Source organism: Pseudarthrobacter phenanthrenivorans Sphe3 (assembly GCF_000189535.1).
GTDB classification, from domain to species: Bacteria; Actinomycetota; Actinomycetes; order Actinomycetales; family Micrococcaceae; genus Arthrobacter; species Arthrobacter phenanthrenivorans.
Window position 1 is genome coordinate 520,672 of the sequence record NC_015145.1, and the last position, 16,769, is coordinate 537,440.

Annotated in this window: 17 protein-coding genes and 3 tRNA genes; 14 read left to right on the plus strand and 6 right to left on the minus strand. The window is 65.3% G+C overall.

The annotated features are described in order from the left end of the window. Nucleotides 1-10: 10 nt before the first annotated feature. The 4 genes from ASPHE3_RS02480 to ASPHE3_RS02495 all read right to left on the minus strand — a co-directional run bounded on the left by ASPHE3_RS02480 (nucleotide 11) and on the right by ASPHE3_RS02495 (nucleotide 4,148). On the minus strand, nucleotides 11-1,420 hold the full coding sequence (locus ASPHE3_RS02480; protein WP_013599656.1) for a C40 family peptidase: 1,410 nt from the start codon (nucleotides 1,418-1,420) through the stop codon (nucleotides 11-13). A gap of 381 nt (nucleotides 1,421-1,801) precedes the next feature. Further along, complete coding sequence (locus ASPHE3_RS02485) at nucleotides 1,802-2,722, minus strand: cation diffusion facilitator family transporter (RefSeq protein ID WP_013599657.1); 921 nt, start codon at nucleotides 2,720-2,722, stop codon at nucleotides 1,802-1,804. A 10-nt stretch (nucleotides 2,723-2,732) separates the two neighbouring features. Then, complete coding sequence (locus ASPHE3_RS02490; protein ID WP_013599658.1) at nucleotides 2,733-3,161, minus strand: metallopeptidase family protein; 429 nt, start codon at nucleotides 3,159-3,161, stop codon at nucleotides 2,733-2,735. Between the two features lie 9 nt (nucleotides 3,162-3,170). Further along, nucleotides 3,171-4,148 (minus strand): DMT family transporter, encoded by a 978-nt coding sequence (locus ASPHE3_RS02495; protein ID WP_013599659.1) that lies wholly within the window; start codon nucleotides 4,146-4,148, stop codon nucleotides 3,171-3,173. A 125-nt stretch (nucleotides 4,149-4,273) separates the two neighbouring features. Here ASPHE3_RS02495 and ASPHE3_RS02500 point away from each other — a divergent pair, with 125 nt between their 5' ends. Then, complete coding sequence (locus tag ASPHE3_RS02500; RefSeq protein ID WP_013599660.1) at nucleotides 4,274-4,957, plus strand: DsbA family protein; 684 nt, start codon at nucleotides 4,274-4,276, stop codon at nucleotides 4,955-4,957. A gap of 2 nt (nucleotides 4,958-4,959) precedes the next feature. Here ASPHE3_RS02500 and ASPHE3_RS02505 read toward each other — a convergent pair whose 3' ends face one another. Then, nucleotides 4,960-6,003, minus strand: a complete 1,044-nt coding sequence (locus tag ASPHE3_RS02505) for a PHP domain-containing protein (RefSeq protein WP_013599661.1) — start codon at nucleotides 6,001-6,003, stop codon at nucleotides 4,960-4,962. A 165-nt stretch (nucleotides 6,004-6,168) separates the two neighbouring features. On the opposite strand from ASPHE3_RS02505, the gene ASPHE3_RS02510 reads away from it, so the two are divergent. The 9 genes from ASPHE3_RS02510 to ASPHE3_RS02550 all read left to right on the plus strand — a co-directional run bounded on the left by ASPHE3_RS02510 (nucleotide 6,169) and on the right by ASPHE3_RS02550 (nucleotide 11,265). Further along, a tRNA-Glu gene (locus tag ASPHE3_RS02510) sits at nucleotides 6,169-6,241 on the plus strand. Nucleotides 6,242-6,332: 91 nt separating this feature from the next. Next, nucleotides 6,333-6,406, plus strand: a tRNA-Asp gene (locus ASPHE3_RS02515). A gap of 48 nt (nucleotides 6,407-6,454) precedes the next feature. Then, nucleotides 6,455-6,530 (plus strand) — tRNA-Phe (locus ASPHE3_RS02520). 717 nt (nucleotides 6,531-7,247) lie between these two features. After that, nucleotides 7,248-8,846: a glycoside hydrolase family 68 protein gene (locus tag ASPHE3_RS02525; RefSeq protein WP_013599662.1), complete on the plus strand. Its 1,599-nt coding sequence runs from the start codon at nucleotides 7,248-7,250 to the stop codon at nucleotides 8,844-8,846. 122 nt (nucleotides 8,847-8,968) lie between these two features. Beyond that, entirely contained in the window at nucleotides 8,969-9,430 is a 462-nt protein-coding gene (locus ASPHE3_RS02530; RefSeq protein ID WP_013599663.1) for an Asp23/Gls24 family envelope stress response protein, read from the plus strand. Beyond that, nucleotides 9,427-9,618, plus strand: a complete 192-nt coding sequence (locus ASPHE3_RS02535; protein WP_013599664.1) for a membrane protein — start codon at nucleotides 9,427-9,429, stop codon at nucleotides 9,616-9,618. Before ASPHE3_RS02530 ends, ASPHE3_RS02535 begins: the two co-directional genes overlap by 4 nt. Next, on the plus strand, nucleotides 9,615-9,995 hold the full coding sequence (locus tag ASPHE3_RS02540) for a hypothetical protein (protein ID WP_013599665.1): 381 nt from the start codon (nucleotides 9,615-9,617) through the stop codon (nucleotides 9,993-9,995). Before ASPHE3_RS02535 ends, ASPHE3_RS02540 begins: the two co-directional genes overlap by 4 nt. Further along, nucleotides 9,992-10,657 carry a hypothetical protein gene (locus ASPHE3_RS02545; protein WP_013599666.1) on the plus strand — a complete coding sequence of 222 codons (666 nt, stop codon included), beginning with the start codon at nucleotides 9,992-9,994 and terminating at the stop codon, nucleotides 10,655-10,657. Before ASPHE3_RS02540 ends, ASPHE3_RS02545 begins: the two co-directional genes overlap by 4 nt. Further along, nucleotides 10,654-11,265, plus strand: coding sequence for a hypothetical protein (locus ASPHE3_RS02550; RefSeq protein WP_013599667.1), 612 nt, complete (start codon nucleotides 10,654-10,656; stop codon nucleotides 11,263-11,265). Before ASPHE3_RS02545 ends, ASPHE3_RS02550 begins: the two co-directional genes overlap by 4 nt. 13 nt (nucleotides 11,266-11,278) lie before the next feature. On the opposite strand, the gene ASPHE3_RS02555 is transcribed toward ASPHE3_RS02550, so the two are convergent. Beyond that, nucleotides 11,279-13,102 carry a glycoside hydrolase family 13 protein gene (locus tag ASPHE3_RS02555; protein WP_013599668.1) on the minus strand — a complete coding sequence of 608 codons (1,824 nt, stop codon included), beginning with the start codon at nucleotides 13,100-13,102 and terminating at the stop codon, nucleotides 11,279-11,281. A 140-nt stretch (nucleotides 13,103-13,242) separates the two neighbouring features. Between ASPHE3_RS02555 and ASPHE3_RS02560 the strand changes: the two genes are divergently transcribed. The 4 genes from ASPHE3_RS02560 to ASPHE3_RS02575 are packed head-to-tail and all read left to right on the plus strand — an operon-like array spanning nucleotide 13,243 to nucleotide 16,708. Then, nucleotides 13,243-14,529, plus strand: coding sequence for an ABC transporter substrate-binding protein (locus ASPHE3_RS02560; protein WP_013599669.1), 1,287 nt, complete (start codon nucleotides 13,243-13,245; stop codon nucleotides 14,527-14,529). A gap of 6 nt (nucleotides 14,530-14,535) precedes the next feature. Next, the gene (locus ASPHE3_RS02565; protein WP_013599670.1) at nucleotides 14,536-15,570 is read left to right on the plus strand and encodes a carbohydrate ABC transporter permease; all 1,035 of its coding nucleotides are present in this window, start codon (nucleotides 14,536-14,538) and stop codon (nucleotides 15,568-15,570) included. Further along, complete coding sequence (locus ASPHE3_RS02570; RefSeq protein ID WP_013599671.1) at nucleotides 15,567-16,463, plus strand: carbohydrate ABC transporter permease; 897 nt, start codon at nucleotides 15,567-15,569, stop codon at nucleotides 16,461-16,463. The genes ASPHE3_RS02565 and ASPHE3_RS02570 overlap by 4 nt, the downstream gene beginning before the upstream one ends. Beyond that, entirely contained in the window at nucleotides 16,460-16,708 is a 249-nt protein-coding gene (locus ASPHE3_RS02575; protein WP_013599672.1) for a hypothetical protein, read from the plus strand. The genes ASPHE3_RS02570 and ASPHE3_RS02575 overlap by 4 nt, the downstream gene beginning before the upstream one ends. Nucleotides 16,709-16,769: the final 61 nt, after the last annotated feature.

A 16,769-nucleotide genomic window follows, 5' to 3' on the forward strand; every position in this document is an offset into this window, starting at 1 on the left:
CCGCTGTGTCTCAGTAGCGTGCCGCGTACGGGTAGAGCTGCATGCCGGCCATGGCGCTGAGTTGGGTGACGCCGATGCCCTCCTGCGGGTTCAGCGCCTGGACAACCTGCCCGTTCCCCAGGTAGATGGCCACATGGTAGAAGTTCGACGGCGATCCCCACACCAGCAGGTCGCCGCGCCGTGCCTGCGAGATGGGCACGTGGACCGGTGCGGCGGCGTACTGTTGGGCAGCCGTGCGCGGAAGATACTTCCCGGCGGCCGCGAAGGCGGTCTGCACCAGCCCTGAGCAGTCAAAGCCGTAGGGGCCCGTTCCGCCCCACTGGTAATAGTAGGGAGCGCCCACCTTGCCCAGGGCCACCGAGATGGCCGCTTCGTGGGTCCCGCCGCCCAGCGGCGGAGCCGGTGCGGGCGCCGGAGCCGGAGCCGGTGCAGGCGCTGGCGCTGGCGCTGGGGCCGGTGCGGGCACCGGAGCTGGAGCTAGTGCGGGTGCCGGAGCGGGTGCTGGAACCGCAGGTGGTGCCGCAGGTGCCGGAGCCGGTGCAGGCGCAGGCACTGGCCCTGGGGCCGGAACCGCCGGCGCGGCGGGTGCTGCAGGGGCGGGCGCTGCCCCCTCCGGACGGTCAACCGCCGGGGCACGCTGCTCCTGGGGTTGTGCTGCCGCTGCCCGCTCCGCTGCGGCCGTCAGCGCCGCCAGCCGGGCCTCTTCCCGCTGCCGGTCCAGGGCATCCACCCGGGCCGATTCCAGCGCCACGGTGGTGTTCCGCAGCTGTGCCAGCTGCTCCACCAGGACGCTGCGCTGGGTTTTGGCATCCGCCACGGCTTTGGCAGACGCAGCATTGGCTTCCTCGGCCTGGGTCTTCCGTGTTTCGGCGGTCCTGGCCGCGTCGTTGGCGGCCTTGGTGGCATCCTCTGCGGCTGCGGTCAGGGAGCGGGACGCCTCGGCTGCGGAGTCTGCCGCCTGGAAGGCCCGGTTCCGGCTGGCCGAGAGGGCCTGCAGCGTGGCCGCCTGCTGAAGGGTTTCGCTGCCGCCGCTGACAAAGGTGCCCAGGCTGGGGTTCAGTCCGCCGTTCCGGTACAGGTCGCCGGCAAGCTGCCCTACCTCCTTGCGCCTCTTGTCCTGCTGTTCCTGTGCCGTGGCGGCCCTGGCCGACGCAACGTCTGCAGCCGAAGTGCGCTGCTGGAGCTCCACCAAGGCTTCGCTGTACGCATTGTTGGCCTGCATGGCTACGGTAAAGGCGGCCTGCTGTGCTCCCGCTGCCTCGTCAAGGATGCGTTCGATGGTGGTTACCTGGTCCGCCGCTGCAGCCTCGTTTGATTTGGCAGCGGCGATGTCCTCCGCGGAGGGGACTTCCGGCGAGGCGGGGACGGAAATGCCCGGGTATTGCGGCGCGGGGAAGGCAATTGCCGCGGTGGCTGGCATTCCAACCATAACGACGGCGGCCAGGGCAGCCGCCCTGAGCAGTGGTTTTGCACTGGCTGCGCGCCATGATCCTGCCGTCGGCTTGTCCATGCGACTGGCGGGGGACGTGCCCGGGACGGGGAACGAAGAGCCGCGGGAGCACCGGGGCCTGCGCCCGGATCTGATCAAAACCATGTGCAGAAACCTCGAAACGTTACCGCTGGAGGTTCTGGTGGAGGCATGGGTTTTGCCCCGCTAATGCCCGCCAGCAGTACGAGGTTACGTGACAGTATGCACTTTGGCAACAAAAGTCACATCAGTAACATAAACCACAAGGCTGTCATTCGAGCGCAGGCTGGTCCCGCGTGTCGCGGCAGGATGCCGTTACCGGTCAGGCCGCGGCTACGCGTGCTGGTGCGCCTCGTGTTCGGAATGGCTGGCGGGTTCCAGCTGGAACGTGCAGTGGTCTGTGTCGAAGTGCGAGCCCAGGCAGGTGATGAGCTTGTCCAGCAGCTGGTCGGCGCCGCGGGCGTTGAGCACACCGTCCTCTACCACCACGTGGGCCGAAAAGACGGGAACACCCGAGGTGATTGTCCAGATGTGGATGTCATGCACATCCGTCACGCCCTCGACGGACAGGATGTGCTCCCGGATCATCTGCACGTCCACGCCCTTGGGGCTCGCTTCCAGCAGGACATCCACCACGTCGCGGAGCAGGGCCCAGGCCCGCGGGAGGATCATCAGGGCGATCAGGACCGAGGCAATGGTGTCGGCAGCCTGGAACCCGGTGGCCATGATGACCAGTGCCGCGGCGATCACGGCAAAGGAACCCAGGAGGTCGCCAAGGACCTCCAGGTAGGCCCCGCGGACATTGAGGGACTGCTGATGGGCGCCATGCAGGATGACAAGGGAGGCCACGTTGGCTGCCGTACCAAGGATGGCGGCAAACAGCATGATGTCTGTCTGGACCTCGGGGGCCGCACCGATCCGCCGGATGGCTTCGGTGAAAATGACCACCGAGATCACGATCAGGATCAGCGCGTTGGCCAGGGCCGCCAGGACCTCGGCGCGCTGGTAGCCGTAGGTCCGCTGGTCGCTGGCGGGCCGCCCTGCTATCCACGAGGCCAGCAGGGCTATGGTGACGCCCGCCGCGTCAGAGAGCATGTGCCCGGCGTCGGCGAGCAGGGACAGTGAACCCGAAAGGATGGCCCCCGCCACCTGGACCAGGACCACGGCGAGCGTGATGGCCAGGACTGCCACAAGCCGGTTGCGGTGCCGGCCGGTGGCGGTAATGCCGTGGGTGTGGCTGTGGTCGTGTCCCATGCCTACAAGGCTAGCCCCAGCCGAGCTCGTGCAGCCGCTCGTCGTCTATCCCGAAATGGTGGGCTATCTCGTGGACCACTGTCACTGCCACTTCGTGGATGACGTCCTCACGCGACGCGCAGATTTCCAGGATGGGTTCCCTGAAGATCGTGATCCGGTCGGGCAGGGAACCGGCGTCCCACCAGGAGTCCCGCTCGGTCAGCGGAACGCCCTCATAAAGCCCCAGCAGGACGGTGTCCGGGTCCTCCCCGGGCCGGGGCACGTAGTCGTCCTCGATGAAGACGGCCACGTTGTCCATGGCGCGGGCCAGCTTGTCCGGAATGCTGTCCAGTGCGTCCTGGACGGCCACCTCGAACTCATCCGCGGACATGGTGAAGTGGAGGGGCTCGCTGGGACCCTCCGGAATGATCGGCAGGCCCGGCGGCAGGCTGGCTGGCATACTCCGACTTTAGCGGGATCCCGCGGTTGTGGCGCGCCGCGCTGGTCCGCCCCTGCGCCGGGTCAGTCCCACGCCAACCAGGCAGACGAGTCCGCCCACCAGGCCCAGCACCGTGGGGATCTCACCGAGCAGGAGCCAGGAGATCAGGATTGTGGTTCCGGGGACGAGGTAGGTGGTGGCGGCCAGTTTTCCGGCGTCAACCAGTGAGAGGGCGTACGCCCAGGTTGTGAAGGCGATTGCCGTGGGAAAGATCCCCAGGTAGACGAGGCCCCACGTTGCCTGCGCTGGCGCCGCCTGCAGCTCCGCCGCGAGCTGGCCTGCGAAGGGAATGCAGCACAGTGCCCCCACCAGGATCCCGAACCAGGTGGCCTGGGCCGCCGGGAACTTGCGCAGCACTGGTTTCTGGATGATGACGCTGACGGCGGCGAGCACGGCGGCAAGGAGGCAGAGGAGCACGCCTGCCATGTCCGCCGTCGGCCGTTCCCCGGGCGTGGACGCCTGGCTGGAGCCGAAGGCGATTAACGCCACGCCGGCGAAGGCAACCAGGCTTCCGATGATGAGCCACCGCGGGAAGCCCTCCTTGAGGAAAACGCCCGCCATGATCGCTACCAGGATGGGGTTGACGTTGATCAGCAGGGCGCTGGTCCCGGCGTCGAGCACGTGCTCGGCCGCGTTAAGGGCCACGTTATACCCGCCAAACCACATCACCCCGTACGCGAGGATGGGCCACCACTCCCGGCCCCTCGGCAGGAGGCGGCTCTTCAGCAGTTGCGGGAGGACCAGCACGGCCAGTACGACGGCGGCAATCGCCAGCCTGCCAAGCGTCAGGGAGCCGGGGGAGAAGTGGGGGCCGATAGCCCGGATCCCCACGAAGGCCGACGCCCAAAGGACCACCGTCACTACCATGGCCGCCACGCCGAGTGCCGTGACGCGGGAGGCGGGCGTGGTTGGGGGAGTCGTCGTGCCGACGGGGGTGCTTGAAGCCATGGAGCCAATCTAGCCGTGGGAAGAGGCCCCGGGCTGGCGGAAATCAGCCATGTCTAAGCAACTTCCTGCCAAAGATCCCTGCCGCTGCGCCTGCGGGAATCCGCTCCTCGGCTAGGATGCGGGTTATGGTCTCACATCCTGCTCCACCCCGCGATACTGCACGTTTTGTCAGGAAAATCATCTGGATTGTCCTCGCACTGATAGTTGTTGGCGGAGCGGCCTGGTACGCGGCCATGACCCTCGGGAAACCACAGGAGTCCGCGCCCCCGGCAGGCGGAGCGGAGCAGCTCGTCCGGGCGGACAGCCACCGCTTGACCAGCCCGGCCGTGGAGAGGGCGCAACTGGTGGAGTTCCTTGATTTCGAATGCCCCTCCTGCGCGTCCATCCACCCGGTGGTGGCGGAATTCAAGGCGGAGTTCGGCGACAGGATCACGTTCGTGCACCGGCACTTCCCTTTGTCCGCCCACCCGAATTCGGGGCAGGCGGCGCTGGCGGCGGAGGCGGCAGGGCAGCAGGGCAAGTACCAGGAGATGGCAGACAGGCTCTTTGAAACCCAGTCCCAATGGGCCGGGAGCCAGCAGTCCCAGGCTCCCCTCTTCCGCACCTATGCCGGGGAACTCGGGCTTGACCTGGCGCGTTACGATGCAGCCATCGCTGACCCGGCCACCGAGGACCGGATCCTGGCCGACATTGCGGACGGTGAGGCGCTGGGCGTCTCCGGAACGCCCACCTTCTTCCTGAACGGCGAAAAGCTCACCCTCAGCACAAAGGCAGACTTCAGGCAAAAACTCGCGGACGCTGCCCGATAGGCCTAGTTGCCGGCCGCCCATGCCAGCAGGCGGTCCACCGGCCAGGTGGTGATGATCCGTTCTGCGGGGACGCCGTTGCGCTCCGCCCGCTCTGCGCCGTACTGCAGGAAGTCCAGCTGGCCGGGGGCATGGGCGTCGCTGTCAATCGAAAACAGGCAGCCTGCCTCGAGCGCCAGCTGCATCAGGGCGTCCGGCGGGTCCTGGCGTTCGGGCCGTGAATTGATCTCCACCGCCACGTTGTGTTCCGCGCAGGCGGCGAACACCTCCTTGGCATCGAATTCCGACGGCGGCCGCGTGCCCCGGGACCCCTCCACCAAACGGCCGGTGCAGTGCCCCAGGACGTTGGTGTGCGGGTCCTGGATGCCGCCCAGCATGCGGCGCGTCATGGTCTTCCGGTCCGCCCTCAGCTTGGAGTGGACACTTGCCACCACGATGTCCAGGCGGTCCAGCAGCTCAGGGTCCTGGTCCAGTTCCCCGGATTCCAGGATGTCCACTTCGATGCCGGTCAACAGCCTGGCGGGATTGCCGGCCTGGCTGTCGGGGCCGGGGCGGGAGCCGTCATTGATGGCAGCCACCACGTCCAGCTGCTGCAGCAGGCGCTCGGCGGAGAGGCCGTTTGCGATGGTGAGATTGGGGGAGTGGTCCGTGAGGGCGAGGTACTCCCTCCCCAGTACCCCCGCGGCGGCTGCCATCAGCTCGATGGGGGAGCCGCCGTCGGACCAGTCACTGTGGCTGTGCAGGTCGCCGCGCAGCGCTTCCCTGAGGGCGCCGCCGCCGGACGCCAGCGGCTGGGAACCCTTCTCGCGGAGGTCTGCCAGATATTCGGGGACCTGCCCCTCCACCGCCTCGCGGATGACTTGGTAGGTGCGGTCGCCGATACCCTTCATCGATTTCAGCCGCCCGGTTCTGGCCCGCTCAGCCACTTCTTCCGGGGGGAGCGGGCTGATGGCCGCAGCCGCCTTGCGGAAAGCCTGGACCTTGAAGGTGGCGGCGCGTCCGCGCTCCAGCCAGAAGGCGATCTCGTTGAGGGCTGCTACGGCGTCCATCCGTCCATCTTCACCCGTCCGGCCGGCTCTCCGCCGGTGTTTTTGGCCGATTTTGGATTATTCCTGACTAGGCCCTATAGTTTTAGAGTCCAGTTCGGAGAAACGCAAAGGACAAAGACGCAAAGCCCCGCTTTACGCCTTTTATTTTGTTCCGAACGGGTTCTGGCCCCCATCGTCTAGCGGCCTAGGACACCGCCCTTTCACGGCGGCGGCACGGGTTCGAATCCCGTTGGGGGTACGCAAGGAACTGGTCAAGCAGGCAGAAAATGTCTGGTAGGCTGGAAGCCTTGAAAAAAGCGGTAGAGATGCTGCTGAAGCAAGAAACGCAAGGCCCTGTAGCGCAGTTGGTTAGCGCGCCGCCCTGTCACGGCGGAGGTCGCGGGTTCAAGTCCCGTCAGGGTCGCTCTGATTGTTGGAAGAGATTCCGGCTCTCATGGTGACTAGTCACCTAGGCTCTGTAGCTCAGTTGGTAGAGCGTTCGACTGAAAATCGAAAGGTCACCGGATCGACGCCGGTCGGAGCCACCACTGGGAAGCATCAGTTCTTCGGAACTGGTGCTTTTCTGCTTTAACTTCAAACCCGGGCGGGCTCTTGAGCCGCCAAGCCGGGGTTGTTGGCGTCATCCCGTTCTCCCCGCCCCAGCCGACGCTCTCTCATTTGATGCCGGTTTTGGCCGATCGCTCTCTCACTTGATGCTTGTTTTGGCCTCACGCTCTCTCACTGGCCGTGCGTTTCTGTTGGCGTCGCGTCCTGCTTGCTGTCTCCTGGGCTTGTTCAGAAATCCTGCCCTCGATGGCCGGGATCCGCGAACAAGCTTCTGTTCGGGCACGCCGGAACCGCAGCTCCGGACCCTGGGGAGCCGGACGGAAAGCGCAGCGATAGAGTCCCGTCGCCGTAGACAAGAAAGAAAATTTGTCTGACATGTGAAACATTTGCTTGAGAAAAACCGTTATGGCACGCGCGCGCCTTGGAATGCGTAAGCGCTTGCACCTACTCGCTGGTAGGGCCGGGGGCGCTGCCGAAACATGGTTTGATCTCTTCCGCGGGGTTTGCCTAGCGTGGAGCCGGGCCAGAAAAGCACCACTTGCTGGCTCCTTCTACGGGGACCACCCATCCCCGTTCCCCTCGATACAACGGCGTCCCCGATGACGCCTGCAAAGTGTCGCTGGGACCGCCGGAGTTCGAAGGGTTGGGCGTGAGCCCGTCTTCCACGAACAGTTTCAACTCCGCGAGAAGAGCAAAACATGCACAAGCACCCCCGAACCTCCCGGTTGCTGCGGTGGCGTCCTGCCGCCGCAGCGCTGGCGACGGCCGTAGCGGCTTCGGCCTTCCTGGCCGTTCCCTCCGCCCAGGCCAACGAACCAGCTGATCCGCCGGCAGCCGAGCAGATGCCCGCCCCGACCCCCGGGTTCCCCCTCCCAACGGAACATACGCAGGAGGCTTTCGACCCGGCGTCGGACTTCACCTCCAAGTGGACGCGCGCCGATGCCAGCCAGATCATGGCGCAGAGCGACACCACCGTGGCTCCCGGACAGAACTCCATGAGCCCTGACGTCACCATGCCGGAAATCCCCGAGGATTTCCCCACCATGAACGAGGACGTCTGGGTCTGGGACACCTGGTCCCTGACGGACGAGAACGCCAACCAGATCAGCTACAAGGGCTACGACGTCATCTTCTCGCTCGTCGCTGACCGCCACGCCGGGTACAACTTCGACCAGCGCCACTGGAACGCCCGCATCGGCTACTTCTTCCGGAAGACCAACGCCGACCCGGCCAAGGACAAGTGGAACTACGGCGGACACCTCTTCGTGGACGGCGCCTCCATCGGCAACACCGAATGGTCCGGCTCCACCCGCCTCATGCAGGGCAACCACGTGAACGTGTTCTACACGGCCACCACCTTCCACGACGCGGCAGAGCGGAACGCCGGCGGCGGCGGCATTGCCCCGGACGCAGCCATCGCCAAGGCCCTGGGCAAGATCCACGCTGACGAAAACGGCGTGACCTTCGACGGCTTCGAGCACACCAAGCTGCTCGAGCCGGACGGCACGATGTACCAGACCAAGGAGCAGAACCCGGGCTTCGCGTTCCGCGACCCGTTCACGTTCGCCGACCCGGCCCACCCGGGCAAGACCTTCATGGTCTTCGAAGGCAACACGGGCGGCAACCGCGGCGAGTACCAGTGCACCGAGGAAGACCTTGGCTACCGTGAGGGCGATGCCAACGCAGAATCCCTCGACGAGGTGAACAGCAGCGGCGCCTACTACCAGACCGGCAATGTGGGGCTCGCCGTCGCGGACAACAAGGACCTGACCAAGTGGTCCTTCCTGCCGCCGATCCTCTCCGCGAACTGCGTCAACGACCAGACTGAGCGTCCGCAGATCTTCATCCAGAACGAGGACGGCAAGAACAAGTACTACCTGTACACGATCAGCCACCAGTTCACGTACGCGGCCGGCATGCGCGGCCCCGATGGCGTCTACGGTTTCGTGGGCGACGGCGTGCGCTCCGACTACCAGCCCGTCAACAATTCCGGCCTGGCACTCGGTTCGCCCACCGACCTCAACCTGCCCGCGAACAACCCGAGCGGCAGCATCTCCGGCCAGCAGAACGGCCGGCAGTTCCAGGCCTACTCGCACTACGTGCAGCCCAACGGCCTCGTGCAGTCGTTCATTGACAACGTCAACGGCGTGCGCGGCGGCTCGCTCTCCCCGACCGTGAAGATCAACTTCAAGAACGGCGTGACCCAGGTGGACCGCAGCTTCGGCCAGAACGGCCTTGGCCCGTTCGGCTACCTGCCCACCAACGTCCGCGTCGGCGGCGAGGGCCACTACAAGTAAACGGCTGCCCCAACAGCTGCTGAAATACAGGCAGGGACGTCCGGTATTCCGGCGTCCCTGCCTGCTGCCGTTAAGTCGCAGCCAAGGGATAGGGTTGGGAACAACAGAAGGGGGAGTGCCTGATGGAATACCAGAACCCACAACCCGAGGCGGGCATCTACAGCCACGCCGCGCCGGTTCCTGTCCCTGCTTCCGCGCTGGGGCGCACCGTGATTTCCGAAACAGCCGTGGCCAAGGTGGCGGGCATCGCCGCCAGGGCCGTGCCGGGCGTCTACTCCCTGGGCTCCGGGCCTTCGCGTGCACTGGGCGCCATCCGTGACGCCGTCGGCAGTTCGGACCATGCGGCTGGTGTGCATGCGGAAGTGGGTGAAACCCAAGTGGCCGTGGACATCAGCCTGGTGGCAAGTTATGGGACGCCGCTGCATTCGCTGGCCGACCAGGTGCGGGCCGCTGTTTACCGCGCTGTGGAGGAACTCGTGGGGTTGCAGGTCATCGAGGTGAACGTGGAGATCACGGACGTCTACGTGCCCCCTCCCGTCAAACCCACCCCCTCCGGCTCCACTGACAGGGAGGCTCTGCTGTGAATCTCACCGTTGCGGGCATGGCGATGGGCGCGTTCGTCGCCTTCATGTCGTTGCAGTTCGGCCTTTGGGGCTTCCTGGTGTCGCTGCTGTTCATGGCGATCGGCGCGCTGCTGGGCCGTGCCGCCGAGGGGAAGCTGGACCTGCGCGGCGTGCTGGATGCCATCATCGGCCGGCGCTCATCCTCATGAACCCCGCCGCGCCGGCCGTGCGGGCGCAGGTGCTCAGCGGCCACAACAGGATCAGCACTCAGGCACTGACCAGCCTCGCGAAGGTGGCGGCCGCCCAGGCGCTGGACGTCGACGCCCAGGACGTGCGGGCTGACTGGGCGGACGACGACGGGCTGCTGGCATTGTCCCTCGTCGCGCCCATCAGCGTTCCGCCGCTGCAGCCGGTGGCCACGGACCCCGGGCGGGTGGCGGCGTTCGGCGGCTCTATCTGGGACCGCGCCGTCAACGCCAAAACCCACATCCTGGAAACCGTCACGAAGCTCAGCGGCGCGCGTTTGAGCCGCGTGGATATCAGGATCAGCGGCGTCAGGATCAGGGAAGGAGGGCGGGTGAAATGAGTCGGACGGACCAGAGCGGAAGCGCGGAAGGAACCGCCAGCTCCGCCACGGCCCTGCACAGGCGCGGAAACCAGGGGCCGGACATGCAGAGGATCCTGCATCGCGAAACCCATTCAACACGGGCTGTTGTGGCCACCGTGGCAGCTGTGATGGTTATGGCGCTCGCCGCGTATGGCCTCCTCGAGGCCGCGGTGCATGCCATCGGGCAGCCGGCATGGCTCATAGAGCCCCAAGTGGCAGCGGAACGGATCGTGGCCCTGCCCTCGGGGATTCCGCTGCTGCTGCTCGGCGCGATCGGTGCGGTCCTGGCCATGGTGGGCCTGGTCTTCTTCCTCAACGGGGTACTGCCCGGGCGGCGTGCACGGCACCTGTTGTCAGTCAATGCCCTGGACGCTCGGGGTCCCGCCGTAGTGGTGGATGACGAGGTGGTTGCCTCCTCGTTGGCCCGGCGTGCCCGGCTCGCCGCCAACGTGGCGCCGGAGCAGGTCATGGTGGTGGTCTCGCAACGGCAGGTCACAGTAAATGTCCGGCCAACATCCGGCGTGCCGGTAGACGAGGAAGGCGTGCTCGCCGCCGTCCGCGATGAACTCAACGCCATGGCGCTGGAGCCCTCACCGGAGCCCCGCATCAATGTTGCCCCTTCGGGGGTGATCGGCGCGTGAACAGCACTCCGAGCCTGCTGAACCGGATTCTCATCGCGGTCCTGGGCCTCATATTGCTTGCCGTGGGCGGCCTGCTGATGCTGCTGGCTGCAGTCCCTGCGGTGGCCACCTGGTGGCATTCCTGGGCTGCAGGCATTTGGCAGGGAGCCAACAATGCCTTTAATGCCACCAGGTTCCCGGGCCGGCCGGAAAGCTGGCTGTGGATCCTGGTAGCCCTCGCCCTGCTGGTCCTGATCGGCCTCATGGTGGCCTGGATTGCCCAGCAAGGCAAAGGCCGCGCCAACCTGCTCGCCGCGGATTACGATCCCGGAGCGGTTCCGGGAGATGTCCGGATCGGCGGGGGAGTGGCCGAGCAGGCACTCAAACACGCCCTCGCGGGCCGGCCGGACCTCGCCGGCGCCACGGTGGTCACCTATGACGTCAAGGGGTCACCCGCACTGAAGGTCCGGCTCCTGCCCCGGCAGGGGGTGGCGCCGCACCTGCTCGCCGCAGAAGTTGCTGGACTGGTGGAAGCCCTTGAATCCGTCCTCGGCAAGGACATCCCCGTCCTTATCCACATCGGTGCCGGCGCACGGACGCGCTTCGGCAGGGCCGAACGCGTCCGCTGACGCTTGCGTCTGGTCAGGCAGGGCTCCTGGTCAAGTAGACGGTGCAGTCTACCGGCACCTCATCCATGAGCCGCCATTCCTGTTCTGGCTCCGGCCCGCTGGAGAGCGCCACGGAATAGCCTTCCGGGATGGGCGCCGAGGCGAACCCCATGTTCGACAGGACCAGAACGTCACGGTTCCGGAAGGCCAGCAGGCCGCTCTCTGGTGCGTGGACCTCGTCCCATTGCAGTGAGCCCTTTCCAAGTTGCCGCACGGCGCGGAACGCCAGGGCAGCCCGGTACAGCTCCAAGGTGGAGCCTTCCTCGCCGTCCTGCTGGTCCGCAGCGAGGGGGCCGAAGCTTTCGGGCTGCGGGAGCCATGGGGGAGCCGCATCACCGGGGAATGACTCGGCGAAGCCGTATCCGTGCTTTTCCGCGGCCCAGGGGAGGGGTACCCGGCAGCCGTCCCGTCCGGTTTCTGCCCCCTGGGTTCGGAAGAACGTGGGGTCCTGCCGCGCGTCGTCCGGAAGGGTGGTGTGTTCGGGGAGTCCCAGCTCCTCGCCCTGGTACAGGTAGGCGGAACCAGGCAGGGCCAGTTCCACCAGGGTGGCGGCACGGGCGCGCGCCAGTCCCAGGGCGGCGTCCGGCTGCTCATCGTACGCGGCGATGCCCTTGGGGAATGTGGTGGGATCCGCGAGTCCGAACCGGGTGGTGTGGCGGACAGTATCGTGGTTGCTGAGCACCCAGGTGCAGGGTGCCCCAACTGCTGCGGCGGCCTTCAGGGACGCGTCGATTGCTTCGGCCATGCGCTCGGCGTTCCAGCCGGCCATCAGGAAGTCAAAGTTGAAGGCTTGTTGCATCTCATCCGGCCGCACATAGAGGGCCAGGCGTTCGGCCGGTTCCACCCAGGCCTCGGCCACCATCATCCGGTCGCTGCCGTATTCTTCGAGGACCCGGTGCCAGTCACGGTAAATGTCGTGCACGCCGTCCTGGTCGAAGAAAGGCGAGGGCGGGTAGACCGGCGATACCGCCCGGTGGGGTTCCTCGGCATTTGTGTGGGCTCCGGGGGCATCTCCCGGGGGTGGGGGCTCCCTCCGAACCTCCACTTTGTGGTCGGCGGTGGTTCCCTCAACCATTGCGGCCACGCCCTCCCAGTCGGGAAGGCCTGGCTCCTTGACCATGCCGTGGGCCACGTCAACCCGGAATCCGTCCGCGCCCCGGTCCAGCCAGAAGCGCAGAACAGAGCGCATTTCTTCCTGCACCTCGTGGTTTTCCCAGTTGAGGTCCGGCTGCTTTGTGTCGAAGAGGTGCAGGTACCACTCGCCTGGCGAGCCGTCCTTCTCTTTGATCCTGGTCCAGGCGGGTCCGCCAAAGATGGACTTCCAGTTGTTCGGTGCCCGATTGCCGTCACCGGAGCCCGGCGCCTCGTCCTTGCCCGGGCGGAAGATGTAGCGGTCCCGTTCGGGGGAGCCTGGCTGTGCGGCAAGCGCGGCCTGGAACCAGGCATGCTCGTCAGACGTGTGGTTGGGGACCAGGTCCACAATGACCTTCAGGCCGCGCCGGTGGGCTTCCTGCAACATCGCGTCGAAGTCCGCCAGCGACCCGAACAGGGGGTCCACCTGCCGGTAGTCGGCAACGTCGTACCCGCCGTCTGCCTGCGGCGACTTGTAAAACGGGGACAGCCAGATGGCATCCACGCCTAACCGCTCCAGGTACGGGAGATGATCCATGACGCCGCGTAGATCCCCCATGCCATCGCCATTGCCGTCGGCGAAGGAGCGGGGATAGATCTGGTAGACGACGGCGTCAGTCCACCATTGCCTGGTTGCATCGGAGGCAGGAACGGCCAGCTTGGACATTTGGTTCCTCTCAGATAACTTTTTGATGTAAACGCTTGCATTACCTGCGGCAACCTTACTAGTGTGATGGTCACCACATCAACCTCACCCAGCAAGCGCACTGCCGACTTACTTGTCACTCAGCGAGGAGCTTCAAGCTAATGAAAACCCCTAGATTCCTACTGCCAGCTGCAACCGCAGGCATCCTGGCCCTTTCCCTGACCGCATGCGCCGGCGGAGGCGGCGGCGGGACCACCGGTGGTGGCAGCGACGCCGAAGCCAATCTTGAGGGCCGGGGACCTATCACCTATGTCCAGGGCAAGGACAACAGCAATGTTGTGCGTCCCCTCCTCGAAAAGTGGAACGCTGCCCACCCGGACGAAAAGGTCGAGTTCAAGGAGCAGACCGACCAGGCCGACCAGCAGCACGATGACCTGGTCCAGAATTTCCAGGCCAAGAACGAAAATTATGACGTCGTCAGCGTGGACGTCGTGTGGACTGCTGAGTTCGCAGCACGCGGCTGGCTGCAGCCGCTCGAAGGCGACATGGCCATCGAGACGGACGGCATGCTTCAGCCCACCATCGAGGCAGGCACTTACCAGGACAAGCTGTACACCGCCCCTGTTTCGTCCGACGGCGGCATCCTCTACTACCGCAAGGACCTCGTTCCCGAAGCACCCAAAACCTGGGACGAGATGATGGGCATGTGCTCCATCGCCAAGGAAAACAACATGGGTTGCTACGCAGGCCAGTTCAAGCAGTACGAGGGCCTCACCGTCAACGCGTCCGAGGCAATTAACTCAGCCGGCGGATCCGTCCTGAATGACGAGGGCAAGCCGAACCTGAACACCCCTGAGGCCGAGGAAGGCCTGAACAACCTGGTGGACGCCTTCAAGAACGGCAACATCCCGGCCGAGGCCATCACCTACCAGGAAGAGGAAAGCCGCCGCGCTTTCCAGGAAGGCAAGCTGCTCTTCCTTCGCAACTGGCCGTACGTCTACAACCTGGCAACCACTGAAGGTTCATCCAAGGTGAAGGATGTCCTGGGCATGGCTGCACTGCCCGGCAAGGATGGCCCCGGTGCTTCATCGCTCGGCGGACACAATGCCGCCATCAGCGTTTACTCCAAGAACAAGGCCACGGCCCGGGACTTCGTGAAGTTCCTCATCGAGGAAGAGCAGCAGAAGTTCTTCGCCACACAGGGTTCGCTGGCACCGGTCCTCGGTGATCTCTACGAAGACCAGGAACTGGTTGCCAAGCTGCCGTACCTGCCTGTCCTGAAGACCTCCATCGAGAACGCGGTGCCGCGCCCGGTAACCCCGTTCTACCCGGCAGTCACCCAGGCCATCCAGGAGAACTCCTACGCTGCACTGAAGGGCGAGAAGTCCGCTAAGGACGCACTGTCCGATATGCAGAAGTCCATCGAGTCCGCTGGCGCAGGATCGTAACCAGCCATGGCTACCGAATTGGGCCCGACGCCGGTAAAGCCGGCGTCGGGCACGCCCGATGTCCATCACGGCCCCAAGGGCGTAGGCGAAGACAACCGGATCCTTAGCCAGGGCAAATGGGCCTCCTGGCTGCTGGCGCCGACCATCATCGCCCTGGGCATCGTCATTGTCTACCCCATCATCAGCGCCATTGTGATGTCCTTCCAGAAGGACGCGGGGCTGGACCCGGCCACCGGCCTGTTCACCGCCGGGGGCCCTGCCGGCATCCAGAACTATGTGAACTGGCTTGGACAGCAGTGTGCCGCCCCGGGCGGCGGCACCGTCGCCTGCCCACCGGGTACCCTGGGCGGCCAGTTCTGGACGGCCACCGGAACCACGTTCCTTTTCACGGTTATCACCGTGGCCTTCGAGACGGTGCTTGGTTTCTGGATGGCCATGATCATGGCGCGGACCTTCAAGGGACGCGGCCTGGTGCGTGCAGCAGTCCTCGTTCCGTGGGCCATCCCCACCGCTGTCACCGCCCAGCTCTGGCTCTTCATGTTCGACTTCAACGGCATCATCAACAAGCTGTTCAACGTTTCGATCCTCTGGACCGGCAGTGAATGGCCGGCGAAGTGGGCCGTGATCATTGCCGACACGTGGAAAACGACGCCGTTCATGGCGCTGCTCATCCTGGCCGGCCTGCAGATGATTCCGGCCGAGGTCTACGAAGCCGCCAAGGTGGACGGGGCATCTGCCTGGCAGCGTTTCCGGCTGGTCACGCTCCCGCTGGTGAAGCCCGCCCTCATGGTGGCCATCCTCTTCCGTACCCTGGACGCCCTGCGCATGTTCGACCTTCCGTACATCCTGACCGGCGGTGCGAACAACACCACAACGCTGTCCATCCTGGTGATTAACCAGATCAGGCAAGGGTTCAACTCGGCTGCTGCCTTGTCCACCATCACGTTCCTCATCATCTTCCTGGTCGCATTCATCTTCGTCCGGTTCCTTGGTGCGAATGTCGTGGAGCAAAGCGGAGCCACCGGTAAGGGGAAGAAATGACATCCACAACTGCCGCAACGGCATTGCGGGCGCAGCAGGACAAGGGCCGCAAGGCTGCCCAAACCCGGGAGAAGTGGGCGAGCGCCCGAACATACATCAGCGCCGCCGTCATCCTGATCTGGTGCCTGGCGCCCGCCTACTGGATGGTGGTGACGGCGTTCCGCGAGGTCGGATTCACCTACGACACAACCCCGTGGCCCACGCACGTAACCCTGGACAATTTCGCCACCGCCTTCGACACATCGTTCGGCAACAGGTTCGGCCAAGCGCTGCTGAACAGCGTGTTCATCGGCGTGACGGTTACAGTCATCTCGCTGGTGATCGGCGTGTTCGCCGCGTACGCACTTGCCCGACTGAATTTCCGGTTCAAGTTCCTGGTGCTGGGCTTCATCCTGGGCGCTTCCATGTTCCCGGGCGTTGCCCTCATCACCCCGCTGTTCCAGCTCTTCACCAACATCGGCTGGATGGGCACCTACCAGGCGCTGATCATCCCGAACATTTCCTTCGTCCTGCCGCTTACCGTCTACACGCTGACCTCCTTCTTCCGCGAAATGCCGTGGGAACTGGAAGAGTCGGCCCGTGTTGACGGTTGCACCCAGGGCCAGGCGTTCCGGAAGGTCATCATGCCCCTGGCCGCTCCGGCGATCTTCACGACGGCGATCCTGGCGTTCATCTCCTCCTGGAATGAATTCCTGATCGCCAGCCAGCTGTCGAATGACGCGACACAGCCGGTCACCGTGGCTATCGCCAGCTTTGCCGGCGCCCAACCCAACCAGATCCCGTACACGGCCATCATGGCCGCCGGCACTATCGTCACCATTCCTCTGGTGATCCTGGTGCTGGTCTTCCAGCGCAAGATCGTTGCCGGCCTGACGGCAGGTGCGGTCAAGTGACAGGCGAAGCTTCCCGCTCCCGGTCCGCCGGGGCGGGAGGCGACCGCCGGCGGGTCAGGTCCGGCGAGGACTTTGACATCATCATCGGGTTCCTCGGCTTTTGGGCCCTGGTCCTCCTCGTCGTCACCGTCTGGATGGAGGTGACCGCGCAGCCTGCACTCGGCTGGGCTCTTGGCCTGCTGGCAACCCTATTGGCCTTGTATGGAATGGTGCGGCTCCGGCGGCGGCTTCCGGACCGGAGATAAGCTCCCCGGCCCGCCTGCCGTCGATTTTCCGGAAGCGGGTAACACTGCGATGCAAGCCCGC

Bases quoted from the DNA above. Each gene is read 5' to 3' on its own strand.
- ASPHE3_RS02555 (WP_013599668.1), bottom strand. From the start codon at position 13,102: ATGTCCAAGCTGGCCGTTCCTGCCTCCGATGCAACCAGGCAATGGTGG.
- ASPHE3_RS02500 (WP_013599660.1), top strand. From the start codon at position 4,274: ATGGTCTCACATCCTGCTCCACCCCGCGATACTGCACGTTTTGTCAGG.
- ASPHE3_RS02545 (WP_013599666.1), top strand. From the start codon at position 9,992: ATGAGTCGGACGGACCAGAGCGGAAGCGCGGAAGGAACCGCCAGCTCC.
- ASPHE3_RS02485 (WP_013599657.1), bottom strand. From the start codon at position 2,722: ATGGGACACGACCACAGCCACACCCACGGCATTACCGCCACCGGCCGG.
- ASPHE3_RS02525 (WP_013599662.1), top strand. From the start codon at position 7,248: ATGCACAAGCACCCCCGAACCTCCCGGTTGCTGCGGTGGCGTCCTGCC.
- ASPHE3_RS02495 (WP_013599659.1), bottom strand. From the start codon at position 4,148: ATGGCTTCAAGCACCCCCGTCGGCACGACGACTCCCCCAACCACGCCC.
- ASPHE3_RS02490 (WP_013599658.1), bottom strand. From the start codon at position 3,161: ATGCCAGCCAGCCTGCCGCCGGGCCTGCCGATCATTCCGGAGGGTCCC.
- ASPHE3_RS02570 (WP_013599671.1), top strand. From the start codon at position 15,567: ATGACATCCACAACTGCCGCAACGGCATTGCGGGCGCAGCAGGACAAG.
- ASPHE3_RS02530 (WP_013599663.1), top strand. From the start codon at position 8,969: ATGGAATACCAGAACCCACAACCCGAGGCGGGCATCTACAGCCACGCC.
- ASPHE3_RS02540 (WP_013599665.1), top strand. From the start codon at position 9,615: ATGAACCCCGCCGCGCCGGCCGTGCGGGCGCAGGTGCTCAGCGGCCAC.
- ASPHE3_RS02560 (WP_013599669.1), top strand. From the start codon at position 13,243: ATGAAAACCCCTAGATTCCTACTGCCAGCTGCAACCGCAGGCATCCTG.
- ASPHE3_RS02480 (WP_013599656.1), bottom strand. From the start codon at position 1,420: ATGCCAGCCACCGCGGCAATTGCCTTCCCCGCGCCGCAATACCCGGGC.
- ASPHE3_RS02565 (WP_013599670.1), top strand. From the start codon at position 14,536: ATGGCTACCGAATTGGGCCCGACGCCGGTAAAGCCGGCGTCGGGCACG.
- ASPHE3_RS02505 (WP_013599661.1), bottom strand. From the start codon at position 6,003: ATGGACGCCGTAGCAGCCCTCAACGAGATCGCCTTCTGGCTGGAGCGC.